Source organism: Vibrio hepatarius (genome assembly GCF_018860525.1).
In the GTDB taxonomy this organism is placed as follows: domain Bacteria; phylum Pseudomonadota; class Gammaproteobacteria; order Enterobacterales; family Vibrionaceae; genus Vibrio; species Vibrio hepatarius_B.
This window is the reverse complement of sequence record NZ_JAHKPM010000009.1, coordinates 22,370-43,992: the sequence shown is the minus strand read 5'-3', so window position 1 is coordinate 43,992 and position 21,623 is coordinate 22,370. Positions and strand designations below refer to the sequence as shown.

The 21,623-nt window shown below is 42.7% G+C and carries 17 protein-coding genes; 12 read left to right on the top strand and 5 right to left on the bottom strand.

Going from position 1 to position 21,623, the window contains the following annotated elements; all coding sequences use genetic code 11:
* Positions 1 to 282 precede the first annotated feature (282 nt).
* The 8 genes from secE (at position 283) to rpoC (ending at position 12,279) form a co-directional block, all read left to right on the top strand.
* Positions 283 to 663, top strand: a complete 381-nt coding sequence (gene secE / locus KO511_RS02790; RefSeq protein WP_215985958.1) for a preprotein translocase subunit SecE — start codon at positions 283 to 285, stop codon at positions 661 to 663.
* 13 nt (positions 664 to 676) lie between these two features.
* Complete coding sequence (nusG, locus tag KO511_RS02785; protein WP_125319295.1) at positions 677 to 1,225, top strand: transcription termination/antitermination protein NusG; 549 nt, start codon at positions 677 to 679, stop codon at positions 1,223 to 1,225.
* Positions 1,226 to 1,390: 165 nt separating this feature from the next.
* The gene (rplK, locus tag KO511_RS02780; protein ID WP_125319296.1) at positions 1,391 to 1,819 is read left to right on the top strand and encodes a 50S ribosomal protein L11; all 429 of its coding nucleotides are present in this window, start codon (positions 1,391 to 1,393) and stop codon (positions 1,817 to 1,819) included.
* A gap of 4 nt (positions 1,820 to 1,823) precedes the next feature.
* Positions 1,824 to 2,528 (top strand): 50S ribosomal protein L1, encoded by a 705-nt coding sequence (rplA, locus tag KO511_RS02775; RefSeq protein WP_125319297.1) that lies wholly within the window; start codon positions 1,824 to 1,826, stop codon positions 2,526 to 2,528.
* A 289-nt stretch (positions 2,529 to 2,817) separates the two neighbouring features.
* Positions 2,818 to 3,312: a 50S ribosomal protein L10 gene (gene rplJ, locus KO511_RS02770; RefSeq protein ID WP_125319298.1), complete on the top strand. Its 495-nt coding sequence runs from the start codon at positions 2,818 to 2,820 to the stop codon at positions 3,310 to 3,312.
* A gap of 57 nt (positions 3,313 to 3,369) precedes the next feature.
* Complete coding sequence (rplL, locus tag KO511_RS02765; RefSeq protein ID WP_215985957.1) at positions 3,370 to 3,738, top strand: 50S ribosomal protein L7/L12; 369 nt, start codon at positions 3,370 to 3,372, stop codon at positions 3,736 to 3,738.
* A gap of 231 nt (positions 3,739 to 3,969) precedes the next feature.
* Entirely contained in the window at positions 3,970 to 7,998 is a 4,029-nt protein-coding gene (gene rpoB / locus KO511_RS02760; protein WP_215985956.1) for a DNA-directed RNA polymerase subunit beta, read from the top strand.
* A 75-nt stretch (positions 7,999 to 8,073) separates the two neighbouring features.
* Positions 8,074 to 12,279 (top strand): DNA-directed RNA polymerase subunit beta', encoded by a 4,206-nt coding sequence (gene rpoC / locus KO511_RS02755; RefSeq protein WP_215985955.1) that lies wholly within the window; start codon positions 8,074 to 8,076, stop codon positions 12,277 to 12,279.
* Between the two features lie 96 nt (positions 12,280 to 12,375).
* Here rpoC and rsd read toward each other — a convergent pair whose 3' ends face one another.
* A complete protein-coding gene (gene rsd / locus KO511_RS02750; protein WP_215985954.1) occupies positions 12,376 to 12,870 on the bottom strand; it encodes a sigma D regulator in 495 nt (164 codons plus the stop codon).
* A 178-nt stretch (positions 12,871 to 13,048) separates the two neighbouring features.
* On the opposite strand from rsd, the gene nudC reads away from it, so the two are divergent.
* The 4 genes from nudC to KO511_RS02730 all read left to right on the top strand — a co-directional run bounded on the left by nudC (position 13,049) and on the right by KO511_RS02730 (position 17,177).
* Positions 13,049 to 13,825 carry an NAD(+) diphosphatase gene (gene nudC, locus KO511_RS02745; protein WP_215985953.1) on the top strand — a complete coding sequence of 259 codons (777 nt, stop codon included), beginning with the start codon at positions 13,049 to 13,051 and terminating at the stop codon, positions 13,823 to 13,825.
* 320 nt (positions 13,826 to 14,145) lie between these two features.
* On the top strand, positions 14,146 to 15,213 hold the full coding sequence (hemE, locus tag KO511_RS02740; RefSeq protein WP_215985952.1) for a uroporphyrinogen decarboxylase: 1,068 nt from the start codon (positions 14,146 to 14,148) through the stop codon (positions 15,211 to 15,213).
* A gap of 278 nt (positions 15,214 to 15,491) precedes the next feature.
* Positions 15,492 to 16,127, top strand: coding sequence for a TetR/AcrR family transcriptional regulator (locus KO511_RS02735; RefSeq protein WP_215985951.1), 636 nt, complete (start codon positions 15,492 to 15,494; stop codon positions 16,125 to 16,127).
* A gap of 72 nt (positions 16,128 to 16,199) precedes the next feature.
* The gene (locus KO511_RS02730) at positions 16,200 to 17,177 is read left to right on the top strand and encodes a DHH family phosphoesterase (RefSeq protein WP_215985950.1); all 978 of its coding nucleotides are present in this window, start codon (positions 16,200 to 16,202) and stop codon (positions 17,175 to 17,177) included.
* Between the two features lies 1 nt (position 17,178).
* Here KO511_RS02730 and KO511_RS02725 read toward each other — a convergent pair whose 3' ends face one another.
* From KO511_RS02725 to asd, 4 genes are all read right to left on the bottom strand, one after another.
* Entirely contained in the window at positions 17,179 to 18,318 is a 1,140-nt protein-coding gene (locus tag KO511_RS02725) for a murein hydrolase activator EnvC family protein (RefSeq protein WP_215985949.1), read from the bottom strand.
* Positions 18,319 to 18,588: 270 nt separating this feature from the next.
* Positions 18,589 to 20,121 carry a 2,3-bisphosphoglycerate-independent phosphoglycerate mutase gene (gene gpmM, locus KO511_RS02720; RefSeq protein ID WP_215985948.1) on the bottom strand — a complete coding sequence of 511 codons (1,533 nt, stop codon included), beginning with the start codon at positions 20,119 to 20,121 and terminating at the stop codon, positions 18,589 to 18,591.
* A 315-nt stretch (positions 20,122 to 20,436) separates the two neighbouring features.
* Positions 20,437 to 20,568: an anion permease gene (locus tag KO511_RS02715; RefSeq protein WP_215985947.1), complete on the bottom strand. Its 132-nt coding sequence runs from the start codon at positions 20,566 to 20,568 to the stop codon at positions 20,437 to 20,439.
* 166 nt (positions 20,569 to 20,734) lie between these two features.
* Entirely contained in the window at positions 20,735 to 21,601 is an 867-nt protein-coding gene (gene asd / locus KO511_RS02710) for an archaetidylserine decarboxylase (RefSeq protein ID WP_215985946.1), read from the bottom strand.
* Positions 21,602 to 21,623: the final 22 nt, after the last annotated feature.

Below are 21,623 nucleotides of genomic sequence, written 5' to 3'. Positions count from 1 at the left end.
TCGACTAATTCATAGGAATTGCCGAAGGTTTCTGAAAATCTTTGAATAAGATTTGACGAACCAGTAGCAAAAAGGGCATCATTTGATGCCCTTTTTCTGCACTCAATATAATATTTGCTAATTTCTTCAAATAAGCAGATGTCAAATAAGAGCTTATTTTGAATAGTAAGTTATTGAGTAATAAGAAGAGCACGCCAATCTAATAGGTTGTCGTTTCATGGATTTGCCCTGCAGCAGCGGGGTTGTTGTCGTCTATATTAAGACTTTTGACAGGTTGGTTTTATGAAAGCAAATAATGCTGAAACTCCTGATAGCTCAAATGGCGCAGATATCTTTAAGTGGGTTATCACTTTTGCTCTGCTAGCTGCCGCTGTTGTGGGTAATTACCTGTATGGTGAAATGTCTGTAGTGATTCGCGTCGCTGGTGTTGTTGTATTAATTGCATCAGCACTAGGTGTGGCAGCTACGACAGTAAAGGGTAAGGCTGCGATTGATTTCGCTAAAGAATCTCGTATGGAAGTTCGTAAAGTGGTTTGGCCTACAAGGCAAGAGACTGTACAAACTACCTTGATCGTTTTAGCTGTAAGTATTGTAATGGCTCTAGTGCTTTGGGGCATTGACGGAATTATGGTTCGTCTTGTCAACTTTGTGACTGGGGTATAGAGGGTTTTAATTCATGAGTGAAGCTCCTAAAAAACGCTGGTATGTGGTTCAGGCCTTCTCTGGGTTCGAAGGTCGTGTCGCTCAGTCTCTGCGCGAGCATATTAAAATGCATAGCATGGAAGAGCTGTTTGGTGAAGTTCTTGTTCCTACTGAAGAAGTAGTAGAAATGCGAGCGGGTCAACGTCGTAAATCTGAGCGTAAGTTTTTCCCAGGTTACGTTCTTGTTCAGATGATTATGGACGATGAATCCTGGCACCTAGTACGCAGCGTACCTCGTGTCATGGGTTTCATTGGTGGTACTTCTGACCGTCCTGCACCGATCACAGATAAGGAAGCTGACGCTATCCTTAATCGTCTTGAGAAAGCAAGTGAGTCACCTCGCCCACGTACTATGTACGAAGCGGGTGAGGTTGTGCGTGTTACAGATGGTCCATTTGCTGACTTTAACGGTACTGTTGAAGAAGTGGATTATGAGAAAAGCCGCATGAAGGTGTCGGTATCGATCTTTGGTCGAGCTACACCTGTTGAACTTGAATTTGGTCAGGTTGAAAAACAGGACTAAATATCGAGCCGCAATAGTACAAAAAAACACCTTTTAAGGCTTGTATAAGGCGCGAATTATGATTATAATTTCGCGCCTTTTTACTTCGATGAAAGTGGAAAGCTATTCATATAAACGGGGAGCTGGTCGGTCGATTAGCGTTAGTACCCAAAATTAGGAAAAATCATGGCTAAGAAAGTTGAAGCTTATATCAAGCTACAAGTTGCTGCTGGTATGGCAAACCCAAGTCCACCAGTTGGTCCTGCTCTAGGTCAACACGGTGTTAACATCATGGAATTCTGTAAAGCGTTTAACGCAAAAACAGAATCTATGGAGAAAGGTCTACCAACACCAGTTGTTATCACTGTATACAGTGACCGTTCTTTCACTTTTGTAACTAAGACTCCACCTGCAGCAGTTCTTCTAAAGAAAGCGGCTGGCGTTAAGTCTGGTTCTGGCCGTCCAAACACTGAAAAAGTGGGTACGGTAACTGACGCTCAAATCCAAGAAATCGCAGAAACGAAAGCTTCTGATATGACTGGTGCTGACATCGAAGCAATGAAGCGTTCAATCGCTGGTACTGCTCGCTCAATGGGCCTAGTGGTAGAGGGTTAAGATCATGGCAAAACTAACTAAGCGCATGCGCGTAATCCGCGAAAAAGTTGACGTAACTAAAGAATACGAAATCAATGAAGCAGTTGCTCTTCTTCAAGAACTAGCTACTGCTAAGTTTGTTGAATCTATAGACGTTGCTGTTAACCTTGGCATCGATGCTCGTAAATCTGATCAGAACGTTCGTGGTGCAACTGTACTACCTCACGGTACTGGTCGTGATATTCGCGTTGCAGTATTCACTCAGGGTGCAAATGCTGAAGCTGCTAAAGAAGCGGGCGCAGATATCGTCGGTATGGAAGACCTTGCTGAGCAAGTCAAGAAAGGCGAAATGAACTTTGACGTAGTTGTTGCTTCTCCAGATGCAATGCGCGTTGTAGGTCAGCTAGGTACTATTCTTGGTCCTCGCGGTCTAATGCCAAACCCTAAAGTTGGTACTGTAACTCCAAATGTTGCTGAAGCAGTTAAGAATGCTAAAGCAGGCCAGGTACGTTACCGTAATGACAAGAACGGTATTATCCATACCACTATTGGTAAAGCTAACTTCTCTGGTGAGCAAATCAAAGAAAACTTAGAAGCACTTCTAGTTGCTTTGAAGAAAGCTAAGCCATCTTCTGCTAAGGGTACATTCCTGCAGAAAATAAGCATCTCTACTACTATGGGTGCTGGTGTTTCTGTTGATCAGGCTAGCCTGAACACTCAGCAAGCATAATATATTTGCTTAGGCGTGAAATTTATGTATAATTTTGCGCTTAATATTTGTGGTTGGGGCTGAACTTTGGTTCATTAAATTCTTTCTGAATTTACTGTGAATTATGACCCAGTCTCCGTCCAAGACCGTAGGTGTTTTTTCAATAAAACTTAATTTTCCTACGTAGATGGTGCCCGAACTGACAGAAAGCTCTATGTAAATAGTTACCTTTCTTCTGGGAAGCACCTCAATAACTCTCACTGTTGTGATAATAGTGAGTGGTGTAACGACAACCAGGAGTAAATCCAAGATGGCTTTAAACCTTCAAGACAAAAAAGCAATTGTTGCTGAAGTCAACGAAGCTGCCAGTGGTGCACTTTCTGCAGTTGTAGCTGATTCTCGTGGCGTTGAAGTGGGCGCGATGACTTCTCTACGTAAACAAGCTCGTGAAGCGGGTGTTTATGTACGAGTTGTTCGCAACACGCTAATACGTCGTGCGGTTGAAGGTACAGACTACGAGTGTCTAACAGACACTTTCACTGGTCCTACTCTAATCGCGTTCTCTAATGAGCACCCAGGTGCTGCAGCGCGTCTTTTTAAAGACTTCGCTAAAGAGAATTCAAACTTCGAGATCAAAGCTGCTGCATTTGAAGGTGCGCTAGCTGACGCTGAAGTACTAGCGACACTACCAACTTACGACGAAGCAATTGCACGCCTAATGATGTGCATGAAAGAAGCTTCTGCTGGCAAGCTGGTTCGTACTATCGCAGCACTACGTGATCAAAAAGAAGAAGCTGCGGCATAAGCCTTGCTTTTTTCTGGTTGCTTAATAAACTTATTGTTGATTTAAAAGAGAATTGTTATGTCTATTACTAACGAGCAAATCCTAGATGCAGTTGCAGAAATGTCTGTAATGCAAGTTGTTGAACTAATCGAAGCGATGGAAGAAAAATTCGGCGTTTCTGCTGCTGCTGCTGTTGTAGCTGGCGGTGCTGCTGGTGGCGAAGCTGCTGCTGAGCAAACTGAGTTTGACGTAATCCTAGAATCTGCTGGCGGCAACAAAGTTGCTGTAATCAAAGCGGTACGTGGCGCGACTGGCCTAGGTCTTAAAGAAGCTAAGGCTCTAGTAGACGGCGCTCCTACAGCTCTTAAAGAAGCGGTAGAGAAAGATGAAGCTGAAGCTCTTAAAGCTCAGCTAGAAGAAGCTGGTGCAAGTGTTACTGTTAAGTAATTATTGCATAGTTTCTTAGCCTAACGGCTAATGGCTGGTGGTTTTATAACCACCAGCCTTTTTGCGCTGTAGGGGTTGGGTGATTTTTCCGCTGTTTGAGCACCCAAGTTCCTAGCAAAAAACATTTCATTACAGCTTTATGAAATGTCACTACAGTCAAACAGTTGTTAGTCACTGTCTAAGAATAATTCTAGACAGTTTGGGTCACTTATCAGCGAGCTGAGGAACCCCATGGTTTACTCTTATACCGAGAAAAAGCGCATCCGTAAGGACTTTGGTACTCGTCCACAAGTGTTGGACATTCCATACCTGCTATCGATCCAGCTCGATTCGTTCGAAAAATTTATCGAACAGGATCCAGAGGGTCAATACGGTCTTGAAGCTGCTTTCCGTTCTGTGTTTCCAATTCAGAGCTACAACGGCAATTCCGAGCTGCAATACGTTAGCTACCGTCTTGGTGAGCCAGTTTTTGATGTTAAAGAATGTCAAATTCGTGGCGTAACTTATTCAAAACCACTACGCGTAAAATTACGCTTAGTCATCTTTGATAAAGACGCGCCAGCAGGTACTGTAAAAGACATTAAAGAACAAGAAGTCTACATGGGCGAAATACCGCTTATGACAGACAATGGTACCTTCGTTATTAACGGTACCGAGAGGGTTATCGTATCCCAGCTACATAGAAGTCCAGGTGTATTCTTCGACAGCGATAAGGGTAAGACTCACTCTTCAGGTAAAGTTCTATATAACGCACGTATTATTCCTTACCGTGGTTCATGGCTTGATTTCGAGTTTGATCCTAAGGATAACCTATACGTACGTATTGACCGTCGCCGTAAACTGCCTGCTTCTATTATCCTTCGTGCGTTGGGTAAAACCACAGAAGAGATCCTAGACATCTTCTTTGAGAAGGTGAACTTCGAGGTGAAAGATCAGACTCTACTAATGGAGCTGGTTCCCGATCGCCTACGTGGTGAAACGGCATCATTCGATATTGAAGCTAAGGGCAAGGTCTACGTTGAAACGGGTCGTCGTGTTACTGCACGTCATATCCGTCAGCTTGAAAAAGATGGCGTAGAACATATTGAAGTACCGGTCGAGTACATTGTAGGTAGAGTTGCATCTAAAGATTATATCAATGAAGCAACTGGTGAAATTATTGTTGCCGCTAACCAAGAGATTAATCTTGAAGCGCTAGCTAATCTATCTCAGGCTGGTCATAAAGCATTAGAAGTACTCTTTACCAACGATCTAGATCATGGCCCATTCATGTCAGATACATTACGCGTTGACAGTACTGTTGATCGTATTTCTGCTTTGGTAGAGATCTACCGCATGATGCGCCCTGGTGAGCCACCAACGAAAGAAGCTGCTGAGTCACTATTTGATAGCTTATTCTTCTCAGAAGAGCGTTACGATCTGTCTACTGTAGGTCGTATGAAGTTCAATAGCTCTATTGAGCGTGACGATGCGCAAGAGCAAGGTACGCTGGATGAGCTAGATATCATCGAAGTGATGAAGAAGCTTATCGCTATTCGTAACGGCATCGGGGAAGTTGACGACATTGACCATTTGGGTAACCGTCGTATCCGTAGTGTTGGCGAAATGGCTGAGAACCAGTTCCGTGTTGGTCTAGTACGTGTTGAACGTGCGGTTAAAGAACGCCTAAGTTTAGGTGATCTTGATGCCATCATGCCTCAGGACCTCATTAACGCCAAGCCAATATCGGCTGCAGTTAAAGAGTTTTTTGGTTCTTCTCAGCTTTCACAGTTTATGGATCAAAACAACCCACTATCAGAAGTGACGCATAAGCGTCGTATTTCTGCTTTGGGTCCAGGTGGTTTGACTCGTGAGCGAGCTGGTTTTGAAGTTCGAGACGTACACGTGACTCACTATGGTCGCTTGTGTCCTATCGAAACGCCAGAAGGTCCAAATATCGGCCTGATCAACTCTCTATCTGCATTTGCGCGTTGTAACGAGTATGGTTTCCTTGAGACACCATACCGCCGTGTAGTTGATGGTGTTGTAACTGACGAGGTTGATTACCTATCTGCTATTCAGGAAGGTCAATACGTCATCGCTCAAGCGAACACAGTGCTGAGCGAAGAAGGTACGTTTGCTGAAGAGCTAATCACAGCTCGCCAGAAAGGTGAATCTGGTTTACACCCGCGCGACCATGTAGATTATATGGATGTTGCGACTAACCAAGTTGTTTCTATCGCAGCATCGCTTATCCCGTTCCTAGAACACGATGATGCGAACCGTGCGCTAATGGGTGCTAACATGCAACGTCAAGCTGTTCCGACACTTAGAGCTGATAAGCCCTTAGTCGGTACAGGTATCGAACGTAATATTGCGGTAGATTCAGGTGTTACAGCCGTTGCCAAACGTGGTGGTGTTATACAATCTGTTGATGCTTCTCGTATTGTAGTTAAAGTTAATGAAGACGAGCTAATTCCTGGTGAAGCTGGCATCGATATCTACAACTTAACTAAGTACACTCGTTCAAACCAAAATACGTGTATCAACCAGCGTCCAGCTGTTATGCCTGGTGAGCCTGTTGCACGTGGCGACGTTTTAGCTGATGGTCCTTCAACTGACCTTGGTGAGCTTGCACTTGGTCAGAATATGCGTATCGCATTTATGCCTTGGAACGGTTACAACTTTGAGGATTCTATCCTAGTTTCTGAACGTGTTGTCCAAGAAGACCGTTTCACGACTATCCACATCCAAGAGTTATCTTGTGTGGCGCGTGATACCAAGCTTGGTTCTGAAGAGATCACTGCTGATATTCCAAACGTAGGTGAATCCGCTCTGTCTAAATTAGACGAGTCAGGTATCGTTTACATTGGTGCAGAAGTCAAAGGCGGTGACATCTTAGTTGGTAAAGTAACGCCTAAAGGTGAAACTCAGTTAACTCCTGAAGAAAAGCTACTGCGTGCAATTTTTGGTGAAAAGGCGTCGGACGTTAAAGATACGTCTCTACGTGTACCAAATTCAGTTTCGGGTACTATCATCGATGTTCAAGTATTTACTCGTGACGGTGTTGAAAAAGACAAGCGTGCACTTGAAATTGAACAGATGCAGCTCAAAGAAGCGAAGAAAGACCTTACTGAAGAGTTCCAAATTCTTGAGGGTGGTCTTCTAAACCGCGTTAAAGCTGTTCTTGTTGACGGTGGTTACACTGAAGCCAAACTTGACGCTATCGACCGTAAAAAGTGGTTAGAGCTGACGCTTGAAGATGATGCTCAACAGACTCAGCTTGAGCAACTGGCTGAGCAGTACGATGAGTTAAGAGCAGACTTCGATAAGAAGTTTGAAACTAAGCGTCGTAAGATCACTCAAGGCGATGACTTAGCACCAGGCGTATTGAAGATCGTTAAAGTTTACCTTGCGGTTAAACGTCGTATCCAGCCTGGTGACAAGATGGCGGGTCGTCATGGTAACAAAGGTGTTATCTCTAAGATAAACCCTGTTGAAGACATGCCTTATGATGAGAAAGGTCAGCCGGTTGACATCGTGCTTAACCCGTTAGGTGTACCTTCTCGTATGAACATAGGTCAGATCCTTGAAGTCCACTTAGGTCTCGCGGCTAAAGGTATTGGTGATAAGATCAACCAAATGCTCAAAGAGCAGCAGGAACTAGCTAAATTCCGTGACTTCCTGCAGAAGGTTTACGATCTTGGTGATACCCGTCAGATTGTTGATGTGGCATCTTTGACTGATGATGAAGTGCGCACTTTGGTGAACAACTTGCGTGGTGGCCTGCCAATCGCAACACCTGTTTTTGACGGTGCTTCTGAGCAATCGATCAAAGATCTACTAAAACTTGGCGAACTACCAGAATCTGGTCAGTTGGCTCTGTTTGATGGTCGCACTGGTGATGCATTTGAGCGTCCTGTAACGGTTGGTTACATGTACATGCTCAAGTTGAACCACCTTGTTGATGACAAGATGCACGCTCGTTCAACGGGTTCGTACAGCCTAGTTACTCAGCAACCACTTGGTGGTAAAGCTCAATTCGGTGGCCAGCGCTTCGGTGAGATGGAAGTATGGGCACTGGAAGCATATGGTGCAGCTTATACCCTACAAGAAATGCTAACGGTTAAGTCTGATGACGTTAACGGCCGTACCAAGATGTATAAAAACATCGTTGATGGTAACCATAGCATGGAACCTGGCATGCCAGAATCGTTCAACGTATTGTTGAAAGAGATCCGCTCGCTAGGTATCAACATCGAGCTAGAAGACGAAGAGTAATCCCCACGGGGTTATTTGGTTGAAGGTGCTCACTTTTGCGGGTGAGCCCCTTCTAACTCCTTACAGGAGCTGATTGTGAAAGACTTATTAAACTTTCTAAAAGCACAGCATAAGACTGAAGAATTTGATGCAATCAAAATCGGTCTATCTTCACCGGACATGATTCGTTCATGGTCTTTTGGTGAAGTTAAAAAACCTGAAACGATCAACTATCGTACGTTCAAACCTGAACGCGATGGTCTGTTCTGTGCGCGTATTTTTGGTCCAGTAAAAGACTATGAATGTCTTTGTGGCAAATATAAGCGTCTGAAACACCGTGGTGTTATCTGTGAAAAGTGTGGCGTTGAAGTTACACAAACTAAAGTTCGTCGTGACCGTATGGGCCACATTGAACTTGCTTCACCAGTTGCTCACATCTGGTTCCTAAAATCACTACCGTCTCGTATCGGTTTGCTGATGGATATCCCGCTACGTGATATCGAGCGTGTTCTTTACTTCGAGATGTACGTAGTAACTGAACCAGGTATGACGGATCTAGAAAAGTCTCAGATGCTAACTGAAGAAGAGTATCTGGATCGCCTAGAAGAGTGGGGTGATGAATTCACGGCTAAGATGGGTGCGGAAGCGATCAAAGACCTACTTGCGTCTATGGATCTTCCAGCTGAAATCGAAGAAATGCGTGAAGAGCTTCAGTCTACTAATTCTGAGACTAAGCGTAAGAAAATCACTAAGCGTTTGAAGTTAGTTGAAGCTTTCGTTCAATCTGGAAACAATCCAGAGTGGATGATCTTAACAGTACTTCCGGTACTTCCGCCAGATCTGCGTCCTTTAGTACCGCTCGATGGTGGTCGTTTTGCGACATCAGATCTGAACGATCTTTATCGTCGAGTAATTAACCGTAACAACCGTTTGAAGCGTTTATTAGAGCTTGCGGCGCCAGACATTATCGTACGTAATGAAAAACGTATGCTACAAGAGTCTGTCGATGCATTGCTTGATAATGGTCGTCGCGGTCGTGCAATCACAGGTTCTAATAAGCGTCCTCTGAAATCTCTTGCTGATATGATCAAGGGTAAACAAGGCCGTTTCCGTCAGAACCTTCTTGGTAAGCGTGTAGACTATTCTGGCCGTTCTGTAATCACAGTAGGCCCATATCTTCGTCTGCATCAGTGTGGTCTTCCTAAAAAGATGGCACTTGAGCTATTCAAACCGTTTATCTATAGCAAGCTTGAGACGCGCGGTCTAGCCACGACGATCAAAGCGGCTAAGAAGATGGTAGAGCGTGAAGAAGCGGTAGTTTGGGATATTCTAGACGAAGTTATTCGTGAGCACCCAGTATTACTCAACCGTGCACCTACACTTCACCGTTTAGGTATTCAGGCGTTCGAACCTGTACTTATTGAAGGCAAAGCGATTCAGTTACACCCACTAGTGTGTGCAGCGTATAACGCGGACTTCGATGGTGACCAAATGGCGGTTCACGTACCTCTAACTCTAGAGGCACAGCTTGAAGCGCGCACTTTGATGATGTCGACAAACAACATTCTGTCGCCAGCGTCAGGAGATCCTATCATCGTACCTTCTCAGGACGTTGTGTTGGGTCTTTATTATATGACTCGTGAAAAGATCAACGTCAAAGGCGAAGGTATGTACCTTGCTAGTTCAGCTGAAGCTGAGAAAGCATACCGTACTAAGTCTGCAGAGCTTCATGCTCGCGTTAAAGTTCGAATCACTGAGACAGTTAAAGATGAAGACGGCAATAGCACTACAGAAACCAAATTAGTTGATACAACTATTGGTCGTGCAATGCTGTGGCAAATCGTGCCGTCTGGCCTTCCGTTTAGCATCGTCAACCAAAAGTTAGGTAAGAAGCAAATCTCTCACCTACTTAATGAGGCGTATCGTAAGCTAGGTTTGAAAGATACAGTTATTTTCGCTGACCAAATCATGTACACAGGTTTTGCTTATGCAGCATTGTCTGGTGTTTCAGTTGGTATCGACGATATGGTTGTACCTGATGCGAAGTACACCGAAATCGAAGCTGCTGAAGCTGAAGTTCGTGAAATTCAAGAACAGTACCAGTCTGGTCTTGTGACTGCCGGTGAGCGTTACAATAAAGTAATCGATATTTGGGCATCAACCAATGATCGTGTTGCGAAACTGATGATGGAAAACCTTTCATTTGAAACAGTGGCTAACCGTGAAGGTGAAGATGAGCAACAAGAGTCTTTCAATAGCATCTATATGATGGCTGACTCGGGCGCTCGTGGTTCTGCTGCTCAGATCCGTCAGCTTGCAGGTATGCGTGGTCTTATGGCTCGTCCAGATGGGTCTATCATTGAAACGCCTATCACAGCGAACTTTAAAGAAGGTCTAAACGTACTTCAGTACTTTATCTCAACGCACGGTGCTCGTAAGGGTCTTGCGGATACAGCACTGAAAACAGCTAACTCTGGTTACCTAACTCGTCGTTTAGTAGATGTTGCTCAAGATGTTGTCGTTCATGAACATGACTGTGGCACTCGTCAAGGTATCGATATGATGCCTCATATTGAAGGTGGTGACGTTAAAGTTGCTCTTTCTGAGCTTGCTCTAGGTCGGGTTGTTGCAGAAGATGTACTGAAACCTGGCACTGGCGATGTTCTGATCTCACGTAACACTCTCATTGATGAGAAGTGGTGCCAGATCATGGAAGATAACTCAGTAGACAAAATCCAAGTACGCTCAGTTGTTACTTGTGACGCTGACTTTGGTTGTTGTGCACAGTGTTATGGTCGCGATCTAGCACGTGGACACCTAGTAAACCAAGGGGAAGCAGTAGGCGTTATTGCTGCGCAGTCCATCGGTGAGCCAGGTACACAGCTTACGATGCGTACTTTCCACATTGGTGGTGCGGCTTCAACTGCAGCGGCAGAAAACAGCATCCAAGTTAAAACGACAGGTACTGTAAAGCTGCACAATGCTAAATTTGTTACTAATAAAGAAGGTAAGCTGGTTATCACTTCGCGTGCATCTGAGCTAACTATTATTGACGAATTTGGTCGCACTAAAGAGAAGCACAAACTTCCATATGGTTCTCTACTGAGCAAAGGTGACAACGAAGCCGTTGAAGCTGGCGAAACAGTAGCAAACTGGGAAGCGCACACCATGCCAATTATTACTGAAGTGGCAGGTCGTATCCAGTTTGTAGATATGATTGATGGTGTAACAGTTTCTCGCCAAACTGATGATCTAACAGGCTTATCTTCTAGTGAAGTAACAGAAGCTGCCGCTAGACCAGCAGCTGGTAAAGACATGCGCCCAGCGATCAAGCTTATTGATGCAGCAGGCAAAGATGTAATGATTCCTGGAACTGATATGCCAGCTCATTACTTCTTACCTGGTAAAGCGATTGTGAACATCGAAGATGGTGCTGAAGTCGGTGTGGGTGATACGCTTTCTCGTATTCCTCAAAAATCTGGCGGAAACAAAGACATCACTGGTGGTCTTCCACGAGTTGCTGACTTGTTCGAAGCTCGTAAGCCGAAAGAGCCTGCAATTCTTGCTGAGCACACAGGTACTGTGAGCTTTGGTAAAGAAACTAAAGGCAAGCGCCGTTTAGTTATCACTCGTGATGGCGGTGACGCTTACGAAGAAATGATTCCTAAGCACCGTCAGCTTAACGTATTCGAAGGTGAGAAGGTTGAGCGTGGTGATGTGATCGCAGATGGTCCAGAATCCCCACATGATATTCTACGTTTACGTGGTATACATGCTGTGACTCAGTACATCGCTAACGAAGTTCAAGAAGTATATCGTCTACAGGGCGTTAAGATTAACGACAAGCACATTGAGACTATTGTTCGTCAAATGCTTCGTAAGTGTACCATTACTTTCGCAGGTGATTCAGATTTCCTAGCTGGTGAACAAGTGGAGTATGCAAATGTTAAGATTGCTAACCGTCAATTAGAAGCAGAAGGCAAAGAGCCAGCTCGCTTCGAACGTGAGCTATTAGGTATCACGAAGGCGTCTCTAGCAACTGAATCTTTCATCTCTGCGGCATCGTTCCAGGAGACAACTCGCGTGTTAACAGAGGCTGCAGTTTCTGGTAAGCGTGATGAGTTACGTGGTCTGAAAGAAAACGTTATTGTTGGTCGTCTAATACCAGCAGGTACAGGTTTCGCGTACCACCAAGATCGTCAAGCTAAGCGTGTTGAAGAGCAAGAAGGCCCATCTGTTGAACAAGCAACAGATAACTTGGCTGCTTTGCTGAATGCAGGTTTCTCAGTTGATGAGTCATAGCGAATAAATCGCGTTTAAAGGCACCTTTGGGTGCCTTTTTTTTGTACTAAACCTTACAAAATTGTTCTGATAAAGAAAACGGTTACCAGAAAGTTTTTAAGCGCCAGGCGGCACCGCTAAGCTATCTGCAATTAATTGGATTAACTGATCTTCTACTTCAAATCGTACCTCTAGTATTTCACCAATTAATGATAGGTCACTATCAAAAGATTCAAGAGGTTCATCATCTCCAACGGCTGCATATTTATCGGTAAAATTTAGCACTGGATCTGTAGTCAGGACGATTCGCCCATAAGTTGTGTTTATTTCTTCAGTTGCTTCGAAACCTGTTGAGCGCCATTTATCCATTACCATGTCATAGATCTTAAAATGCCCTTCAGATATATAATCGACTAGGTGTTGGCAAAATACTTGGAGTTCATTTTTTGTAGGAAGCGAAGAGAGTGTTGTTTTTACAGAGGTGGGCTGGAGAGCTGCGAGCTTACAATACTCAACAATAAGCGACTGTCTGGTTTCAAGCCAGTGGTCAATAAGCTCACTTGAGCCACCCCATTGTTCTTGTGTTTTTTTGAATTTATTCAGCATGACCATATCCTCATGATCGAGCCACTTTTGCAGTGACAGTTACGCTTTGACTCCCAAAGCACATGCAGAGCAAAACTTCTCGTTCTTACTAGAGTTTATAGCTAGAAAATCGTTCTGCCACAAACTCTGGTATGAATTAAGATTGCCAGTAAAATGAATGAACTGCAAGCAAAGAGGGATGGTAATGTTAAGCGAGAATGATAGAAAGCGAATAGACAATGCTTATTGGTGTGTCGTATCTGGAAGTGAGGTTTGGTTGGTAGACGGCGCATTACCTTGTGGTTCCGCTCAGGAGCTATCACTACCACAAAAGTCAGGGATAAAAATTGGTGACTATCATGATTTACCAGTGATGTGGCTAGATGTAGCTGAAATTGAGCAGGAATTACCAATGTCCGGATTACGTGAGTGTTTAGCTTTTTCTGAATCACTATTCTTACTCATTAGTAAGGCAGTTCAATACGGTCATATGACGCAGACACTAAGGTTTTGTAGTATTTGTGGCGGTAGGAATCATCTTAATAATACCCAGCTAGCGATGCAGTGTAGCGATTGTCGAACTTTACATTACCCACGAATATTTCCTTGTATCATAGTTGCTGTGCGTAAAGGGAAACAAATTTTATTAGCCCAACATTCTCGTCATCGTAGCGGTATACATACGGTTATTGCTGGTTTTGTTGAAGTGGGTGAGACTCTTGAGCAATGTGTGGTACGTGAAGTTAAAGAAGAAACAGGTATCGATATCACCAATATTCGCTATTTTTCGAGTCAGCCTTGGGCATTTCCATCGAGTTTAATGGTTGGCTTTTTGGCCGATTATCAATCTGGTGAGATTAAACCTGATCATACTGAGCTTGATAATGCTGGGTGGTATTATGCACATGAACTACCATTGATTGCTCCTCAGGGAACGATAGCTAGGGCATTAATCGATCAGACACTGCAGGATTGCGGCTAAAGAATCATGTTCTATTGGTGGTTTATATTTTATGAAAGGCTTGTTTCTTATTGGTAATGTATTGTTTTCAAGAAAAAAACCCTCCGAGAGGGAGGGGGTAAGTAAGATGTCGTTATGAGATGCTGAGTAGCAGGTACTCAGGTTATAATTATTATTTTTGCTAGCGGATCAATTTTTATCACTGTTATAGATTGGGTGCAAATTAAGCGCTGATTTAAACGTTAATAACTTGATCCAGGTTACAAAGCACGCCGCTTTTAGTGGTCAAACAGTGTTAGAATAGCCGCGATAAATCGAAGCTCAATAGTTGGAAATACGGAATGACTGAACTGAAAAATGATCGTTATCTGCGTGCGATTTTAAAGCAACCAGTAGATTACACCCCAGTATGGATGATGCGCCAAGCGGGACGCTATCTGCCTGAATATAAAGCAACCCGTGCTGAAGCGGGTGACTTTATGTCTCTGTGCAAAAATGCTGAATTAGCATCAGAAGTTACTCTTCAGCCATTACGCCGTTTCCCGCTTGATGCTGCTATTTTATTTTCTGATATTTTAACTATCCCAGACGCTATGGGCTTAGAGTTACGTTTTGCAGCAGGCGAAGGTCCTGTATTTGATAACCCCATTACCTGTAAAGCTGATGTAGAAAAAATTGGTATCCCAGACCCTGAAGGTGAATTGCAATATGTGATGAATGCGGTACGCCAAATACGCAAGGACTTAAACGGAGAGGTTCCATTAATTGGTTTCTCTGGTAGCCCTTGGACATTGGCGACCTACATGGTTGAGGGAGCGAGTTCAAAGGCGTTTACGAAGATCAAGAAAATGATGTATTCAGAACCGCAAATACTCCATACTTTATTGGATAAACTAGCAGATAGTGTTATCCAATATCTTAATGCGCAAATTAAGGCTGGAGCACAGTCTGTTATGGTGTTCGATACTTGGGGTGGTGTATTGACTCCGCGTGACTATCATCTATTTTCATTGCAATATATGGAGAAAATTGTTGATGGATTAATTCGTGAAAATGATGGTCGTCGAGTTCCAGTGACCTTGTTTACCAAAAATGGTGGTATGTGGCTAGAGAAAATTGCAGCGACAGGCTGTGATGCCATTGGTTTAGATTGGACGATTAATATTGAAGAGGCCGTTGAGCGTGTCGGGAATAAAGTGGCATTACAAGGAAATATGGATCCTTCAATGTTATACGCTTCACCAGAGAGAATTCGTCAAGAAGTTGCAGATATCTTAAAAGGGTTTGGGGAGGCGGGAACTGGTCATGTATTTAATTTAGGTCATGGTATTCATCTCGATGTGCCGCCGGAAAATGCGGGTGTTTTTGTTGATGCTGTGCACGAATTATCTAAGCCTTACCACAAATAAACCAACATTCACTAAAGCGTCTGACCTAATTAGACGCTTTTTGTTTTTTGGTTGGTATATTTTAAGTATGATGGCTTATTATTATGATTCTTATCACTATTTTGTGATTTTATGTTTGTAGTTCCTTGCTGTTGAATCATGATTTAATCATGTAGAGTGGTAATGTGAGGTTATTTCTGCTTTGCATAAAGAATGATAACCGGATGACAAATTAGCTCTAAAAGTAAATTGACCCAAATTATACTGACATTATTAATTGCAGAGGATACGGGAAACAAATGAAGACACGCGACAAAATAGTGCTTGCCGCATTGCATCTCTTTAATGAAAACGGTGAACGTAATATCACCACTAACCACATCGCTGCACATATTGATATTAGCCCTGGTAATCTCTACTACCATTTCCGTAATAAGCAGGAAATAGTACGTGAGATTTTTTCACTCTACTCTAATGAACTGTTAGAACGGTTTTCTCCAATTCATGGGCAGCAAGAAAGCTTAGTCTTGCTCAAGCATTACCTAGACTCTACGTTTAACTTGATGTGGAAGTACCGTTTTTTTTACGCCAATCTTCCAGAAATTCTTCAAAGAGATGAAGAGTTACATGATGATTATATTCAGATTCAAGAAAAATTGCAGACAAACCTAGTCAACATTATGCGATCGTTTGTTGAATTGGAATTACTAGCGGTAGAAGAAAATGAGATGAAACCTTTGGTGACAACGCTGCATTTGATTGCTTCTAGCTGGCTTGGTTATCGTTCTGCGATGTCACAAAAGACTCAGATCACCGAGCAGATAATTCACCAAGGTATGTTGCAGATGATCACAGTGGTAAAGCCAAAGGCAACGTTGCAAGGATTGGAACAATTACAACTACTTGAAGACGGTGTTAAAGCAATTCATGCTTAAGCATAACTAAATGCGATTGTTCAAATCATATTAACCCTTTAAAGTACCATAATAGTCTTTAAGGGGTTTTTTATGCATTACGATGTGTTCAATGGTGATGCTGATGGTATTATTTCATTGCTTCAACTAAGGTTAGCCGAGCCCAGAACAGCGGTTCTAGTTACTGGCTTGAAGCGAGATATTCAGCTTTTAAATTCTTTACATTGTCAGTCAGGGGATACTCTGACAGTGCTGGACATTTCGATGTTAAGTAATATGGCAGCGCTCCATAAAATACTTAATTGTGGCGCTTCGGTGTTCTATGTAGACCACCACCAGTCTGGGGAGATCCCTCATGCAACTGGACTCGAGGCTCATATTGATCTTAATGCTGATGTGTGCACAGCATTGATTGTAGATAAATTACTCGGTGGGCAATTCCACTACTGGGCAATAGTAGCAGCTTACGGCGATAATTTAGTTTCTAAGGCTGATAAACTTTCGTTAGCCGCTGGCCTGAGTGGGCAGCAGAGAATGGAGCTAAGAGAGTTAGGAAGTTTGATTAACTACAATGGTTACGGTGGTACTTTAGCGGATTTGAACTTTGCTCCCGATGAACTTTATCAAAAGTTGTTAGCTTATAATGATCCCTTTGCTGTTCTTGATGACCACAAATCACCATATCCTATATTACGCGATTCGTACGATCGAGACATGGCACAAGTACTCTCGATAGAGCCATTGCATCGCAGTCATTACATCGCGGTGTTTGAGTTGCCAGATCAAGCAGCCTCGAGGCGTATTAGCGGAGTTTATGGTAACTGGCTTGCAAATCAATCCCCTAACTCTGCACATGTTGTGTTGACAGAGAATCAAGATGGTAGCTACAAGGTGTCGTTGCGTGCTCCTATTAATTATAGGTTGGGAGCTGGAGAGTTATGCGCTCAATTTTTTACAGGAGGAGGGCGTGCTGCTTCTGGAGGAATTAATGTATTAGATAAAGATAAGCTGCCTGCATTTATATCTAAAGTCGAAAGCTTTTATTGTCAATCAATTTCAGCAAGCAAATGAATCACCTAGTTAACCAACTCTTTGGGTTCTGAGCTTTGCTGTTACGTCTTATTTCAAAATACAGTGAGGCTTTGGGCTGGCCGCCAGTATCACCCGCTAGAGCAATTGTCTCACCAGCAGAGACTTTATCACCTTCGTTTTTTAGTAAGCTTTGATTAAAGCCGTATAAGGTCATATCGCCTTTACCATGATCGAGCAGAATGACGAGTCCATAACCTCTCAAATAGTCAGAAAAGACGACGGTTCCTGAATAAACGGCTTTAATGGTCTGGCCATATTTGGCACCAATAACCATCCCTTTCCAGTTAAGCTGTCCCGTTTGTCTAGAACCATAATTATGTAGTACGCTCCCTTTCAGTGGCCAAGGAAGTTGGCCCTTTCGCTTGGCTAGTCCGTCCATGGGAATGGTATTATTACGCTTCGCTGCTTTAGCAATTTCTGCTTTTAGCCGCGTTTCATTACGTTGGAGTTCTGTCAGATAAACCTTATCATTGGAGATGTTTTTTCTAATGCTGCCGACTGTACCTTTCCGTTTAGACTGTTCTTTAGTTAAACGCTTACGTGCTTGCTTTTGCTTAGTAAGCAAAGTAGTAATTTGCTGTTTTTCTAATTGAAGCTGCGTGTCACTTTTAGTTAATTCAGTTACCGTTTTTTCTAGCTGTTCAATTGTTCTTGCCCGTTGCTTAGCTAGGTGCTGGAAGTATTGGCTTATTCTGTCTTCCTCTACTCCTTGATTAAGAAGGTTGGTTGAAGAGTTTGCTCTTTGTGTAGCGTAATAAGTTTGCAAAAGCTCAGCTAGGACTTCAGTTTGTTTTTGTTTTTGTTTTTGTAATGAAGCCATGCGTTTTTCTAGCGCAGAAATACTTTGGTTGGTTTTATATAACGATGCCTTTGCTTGCTTAATGTCTTTTTCCAATCGAGCAATACTGAGCTCTTGCTTTTTTAATGACTGCTGGAGTGAATCGAGTTTTTTTTGTCGTGAACTTAACGCCTGTTTCTGTCTGGAAATTTCATTGCTGACACCTTTTAGTTCAGTCGGTGACGAGGACCTGCATGGGAATGCTAAAATGGTCAATATGATGCATAGTAATCCAGCAATTTTAGGTAAAGCTAATGTTCGTCTCGATTGCTGTATTGCCATGTGAGGTGTCAGTCCTAAATCCTTATTTGGCAGTCAGTATAACCAAACACATTCCTCTGAAGAAAGAGTAATGTTAAAACTTGTTGAGGAAGAAATAAAAACTAGCTACTGGTAAGTAAATAAGAGAGTTTTCTCTGTGATATTCATAACTTTGTATGTTGGTGGGTATTGAGATGTGTCAAATGAAACTTTGCCTAGAAAGTGTAAAGTCCTACTGGTTATTTAATCATTTGCAAGCCAGTAGAACTTTACGCTAAAACTGGGCGAAGGTTATTTCACTAATATTTCACCTGTCATTTGATCTGGAATATTCAGACCTGATAGAGATAACATTGTTGGAGCTAGATCAGAAAGTTTACCACCCTCTTTTAATTCAATCTGTTTATCGCCCACATAGATAAGAGGGACTGGGAGGTTGGTATGCGCAGTATGAGTGCCTCCTGTCTCGGGGTTAACCATCATTTCTGCATTACCGTGATCTGCGGTAATCAGCATTTGCCCACCGACTTCTTGGATGGCTGATACAACCTTACCTATACAGAAATCTAGTGCCTCAATGGCAGATTTAGCTGCGTCATAAACACCAGTATGACCAACCATGTCAGCATTTGGATAGTTACAAATGATAGTATCATATTGACCTGATTTAATAGCTGCAATCATTTTTTCAGTTAATTCTTCAGAGCTCATTTCTGGTTGCAGATCGTAGGTTGCAACTTTAGGAGATGCTACTAATTGGCGCTCTTCACCCTCAAATTCTGTTTCTACACCGCCATTAAAGAAAAAGGTCACATGGGCATATTTTTCCGTTTCAGAGATACGTAATTGAGTATGACCTTGTTTTGATAGCCATTCACCATATGTATTTTCTAGAGATGCTGGAGGGAAAGCAATTGCAAGAGGTATATCCGCTGCATATTGTGTAAGCATCACAAAGTGAATGTTCGGGAATACTGTGCGTTCAAAACAGTCAAATCCAGGAACAAATGTCCGTGTTATTTGTCGTGCTCTGTCAGCTCGGTAGTTCATAAAGATAACCGTATCACCATCTTGGATGATCGCATCTTCTTGGCCATTAGTTTTTATCGCAGTAGCTTTAACGAACTCATCGTTTTCTCCCCGTTCATAAGCAGCTTTCAAACCTGAAACTCCAGAATTGGATTGGAACTCTGCTTTAGCTTGAGTTAAAAGGTCATAAGCTGCTTGAACACGTTCCCAGTTGTTATCACGATCCATTGCATAGTAACGACCGATAAGTGAAGCAATACGACCTTTACCCAGCTTGTGAAATAGTTTATCGAAACGCGTTAGGGAATTTTCTGCACTACGGGGTGGTGTGTCACGGCCATCTAAGAAACAGTGCAAATAGATCTTTTCTGCGCCTCTGCTTGCTGCCATTTCTATCGCAGAGTAGATGTGATTTTCATGGGAATGAACACCGCCCGGAGACATTAGTCCCATGATGTGGACTGCTTTTTGAGATTTTACTGCTGTATCAATCGCTTCAACTAGAGCTGGTGTTTGTGAAAACTCACCATCGGCGATGGACTTAGTGATTCGGGTCAAATCTTGGTAAACCACTCGACCTGCCCCAATATTGGTGTGGCCGACTTCTGAGTTGCCCATCTGTCCATCAGGTAAACCTACATCAAGACCTGAAGCAGAGATGAGTGTATTAGGATAACCGGCTAGTAGATTGTCGATGACTGGTGTTTTAGCGTTTGCAATAGCATTATGTGCGGCATCTTCTCGATGACCATAGCCGTCCAAAATAACAAGAGCCAATGGTTTCTTAGCTGACATAGTGATGTCCTCATCCAATTCATAGTAACTTAGGAAACAAAATTAGCGTAATTTTACTACACTTTTAAGCCAAAACTGTAGGTAAAGATCAAAGATTATCGGGTTGTTTGTGTTGTTATCTTTCAATTCTTTACCTATTAAGGTTTTAGCAAGTCATAGTTTCCTGTTTGTAAGCTTATTGTCGTCAATTATGAGTGAATATAAAGCTGTTATTAGCGATTATTCTGATAGCCATTAGTTAATGATCATAACTTCCTTGAGTAAGGCTATGATAGCCCTTGCCAATGTAGCAGTATGGTGTTGGTTTGGTTTTTGTTAATAGGCTTCTAAAATAATTACTGCTGTGTAAATAACAAATAACCCTAAAATACCGAGTAGGGCGCCCGTTTTTGCCATATCTTTACCTTCAATAAACCCAGTTGAATAAGCCAGTGAATTTGGGGGCATAGAATTTAACCTTAAAGGTCAACATGGCTTTAGCATAAAGTATCTCAGTATTGGGGTTTTAGACGTGGATAGGAATTTGAATACTCAATGATGATCTTTTAATCTGAGTTTGTTTTGAGTCAAAAAAGCCCTGAAAATCAGGGCTGTCATATGAGATATATATTTTTTAATCTGTTTCAAGACCAGAAGCGAATGGCGTTCCCATTATCGTTGAGTGGCCGGTAGCCATAGAATCATCGAACTTAATAGAGTTTTTCGCAAATAGATTGATTACCGTTGAGCCTAACTTAAACCGCCCCATTTCCTGCCCTTTTTTAAGTACTACGGCTTTGTCGCCCGTGTTTGGATAATCCCATTTATACACGCTATTACCACGTGGTGGAGTGATGGTACCAGCCCAGACTTGCTCAATACTGCCAACAATTGTAGCTCCGACTAGTACTTGTGCAATAGGGCCAAACTCGGTATCAAAAATGCTTACAACACGCTCGTTACGGGCAAATAAATTAGGGACATTTTCTGCCGTGAGAGGATTCACTGAAAATAGGTCACCTGGTACGTATATCATTTGACGCAAGGTACCGTCACATGGCATATGAACTCTGTGATAATCACGTGGTGAAAGATAAAGAGTTGCAAAGTCACCACCAAAAAATTCTGTCGCTAATTTAGCATCCCCTCCAAGTAGCTCTTGAGCAGTGTACTTATGCCCTTTAGCTTGAATAAGTTTGCCATCTTGGATCGGCCCAAATTGGCTAACGCAAGCATCAGCAGGGTGAGTAATAGTATTTTCCTGAGAGGAAATTGGCCGTGAACCTTCTTTTAGCTCACGAACAAAAAAGTCGTTAAAGGTCTTAAAATGCTTAGGATCTGAGTGCTTTGCCTCATCCATATTGACATTGTATTGTTTGATAAACCAGCGAATGACGCTTGTTGTTAGACCACCAGCTCTGGCTGACGCCAGTTTTCCGATGAAACGTGTCAAACCGTGTTGAGGGATCCAATACTGTAGTCCAACTTTGATTTTATCCATTGTTATATATTCCAATGCTAAC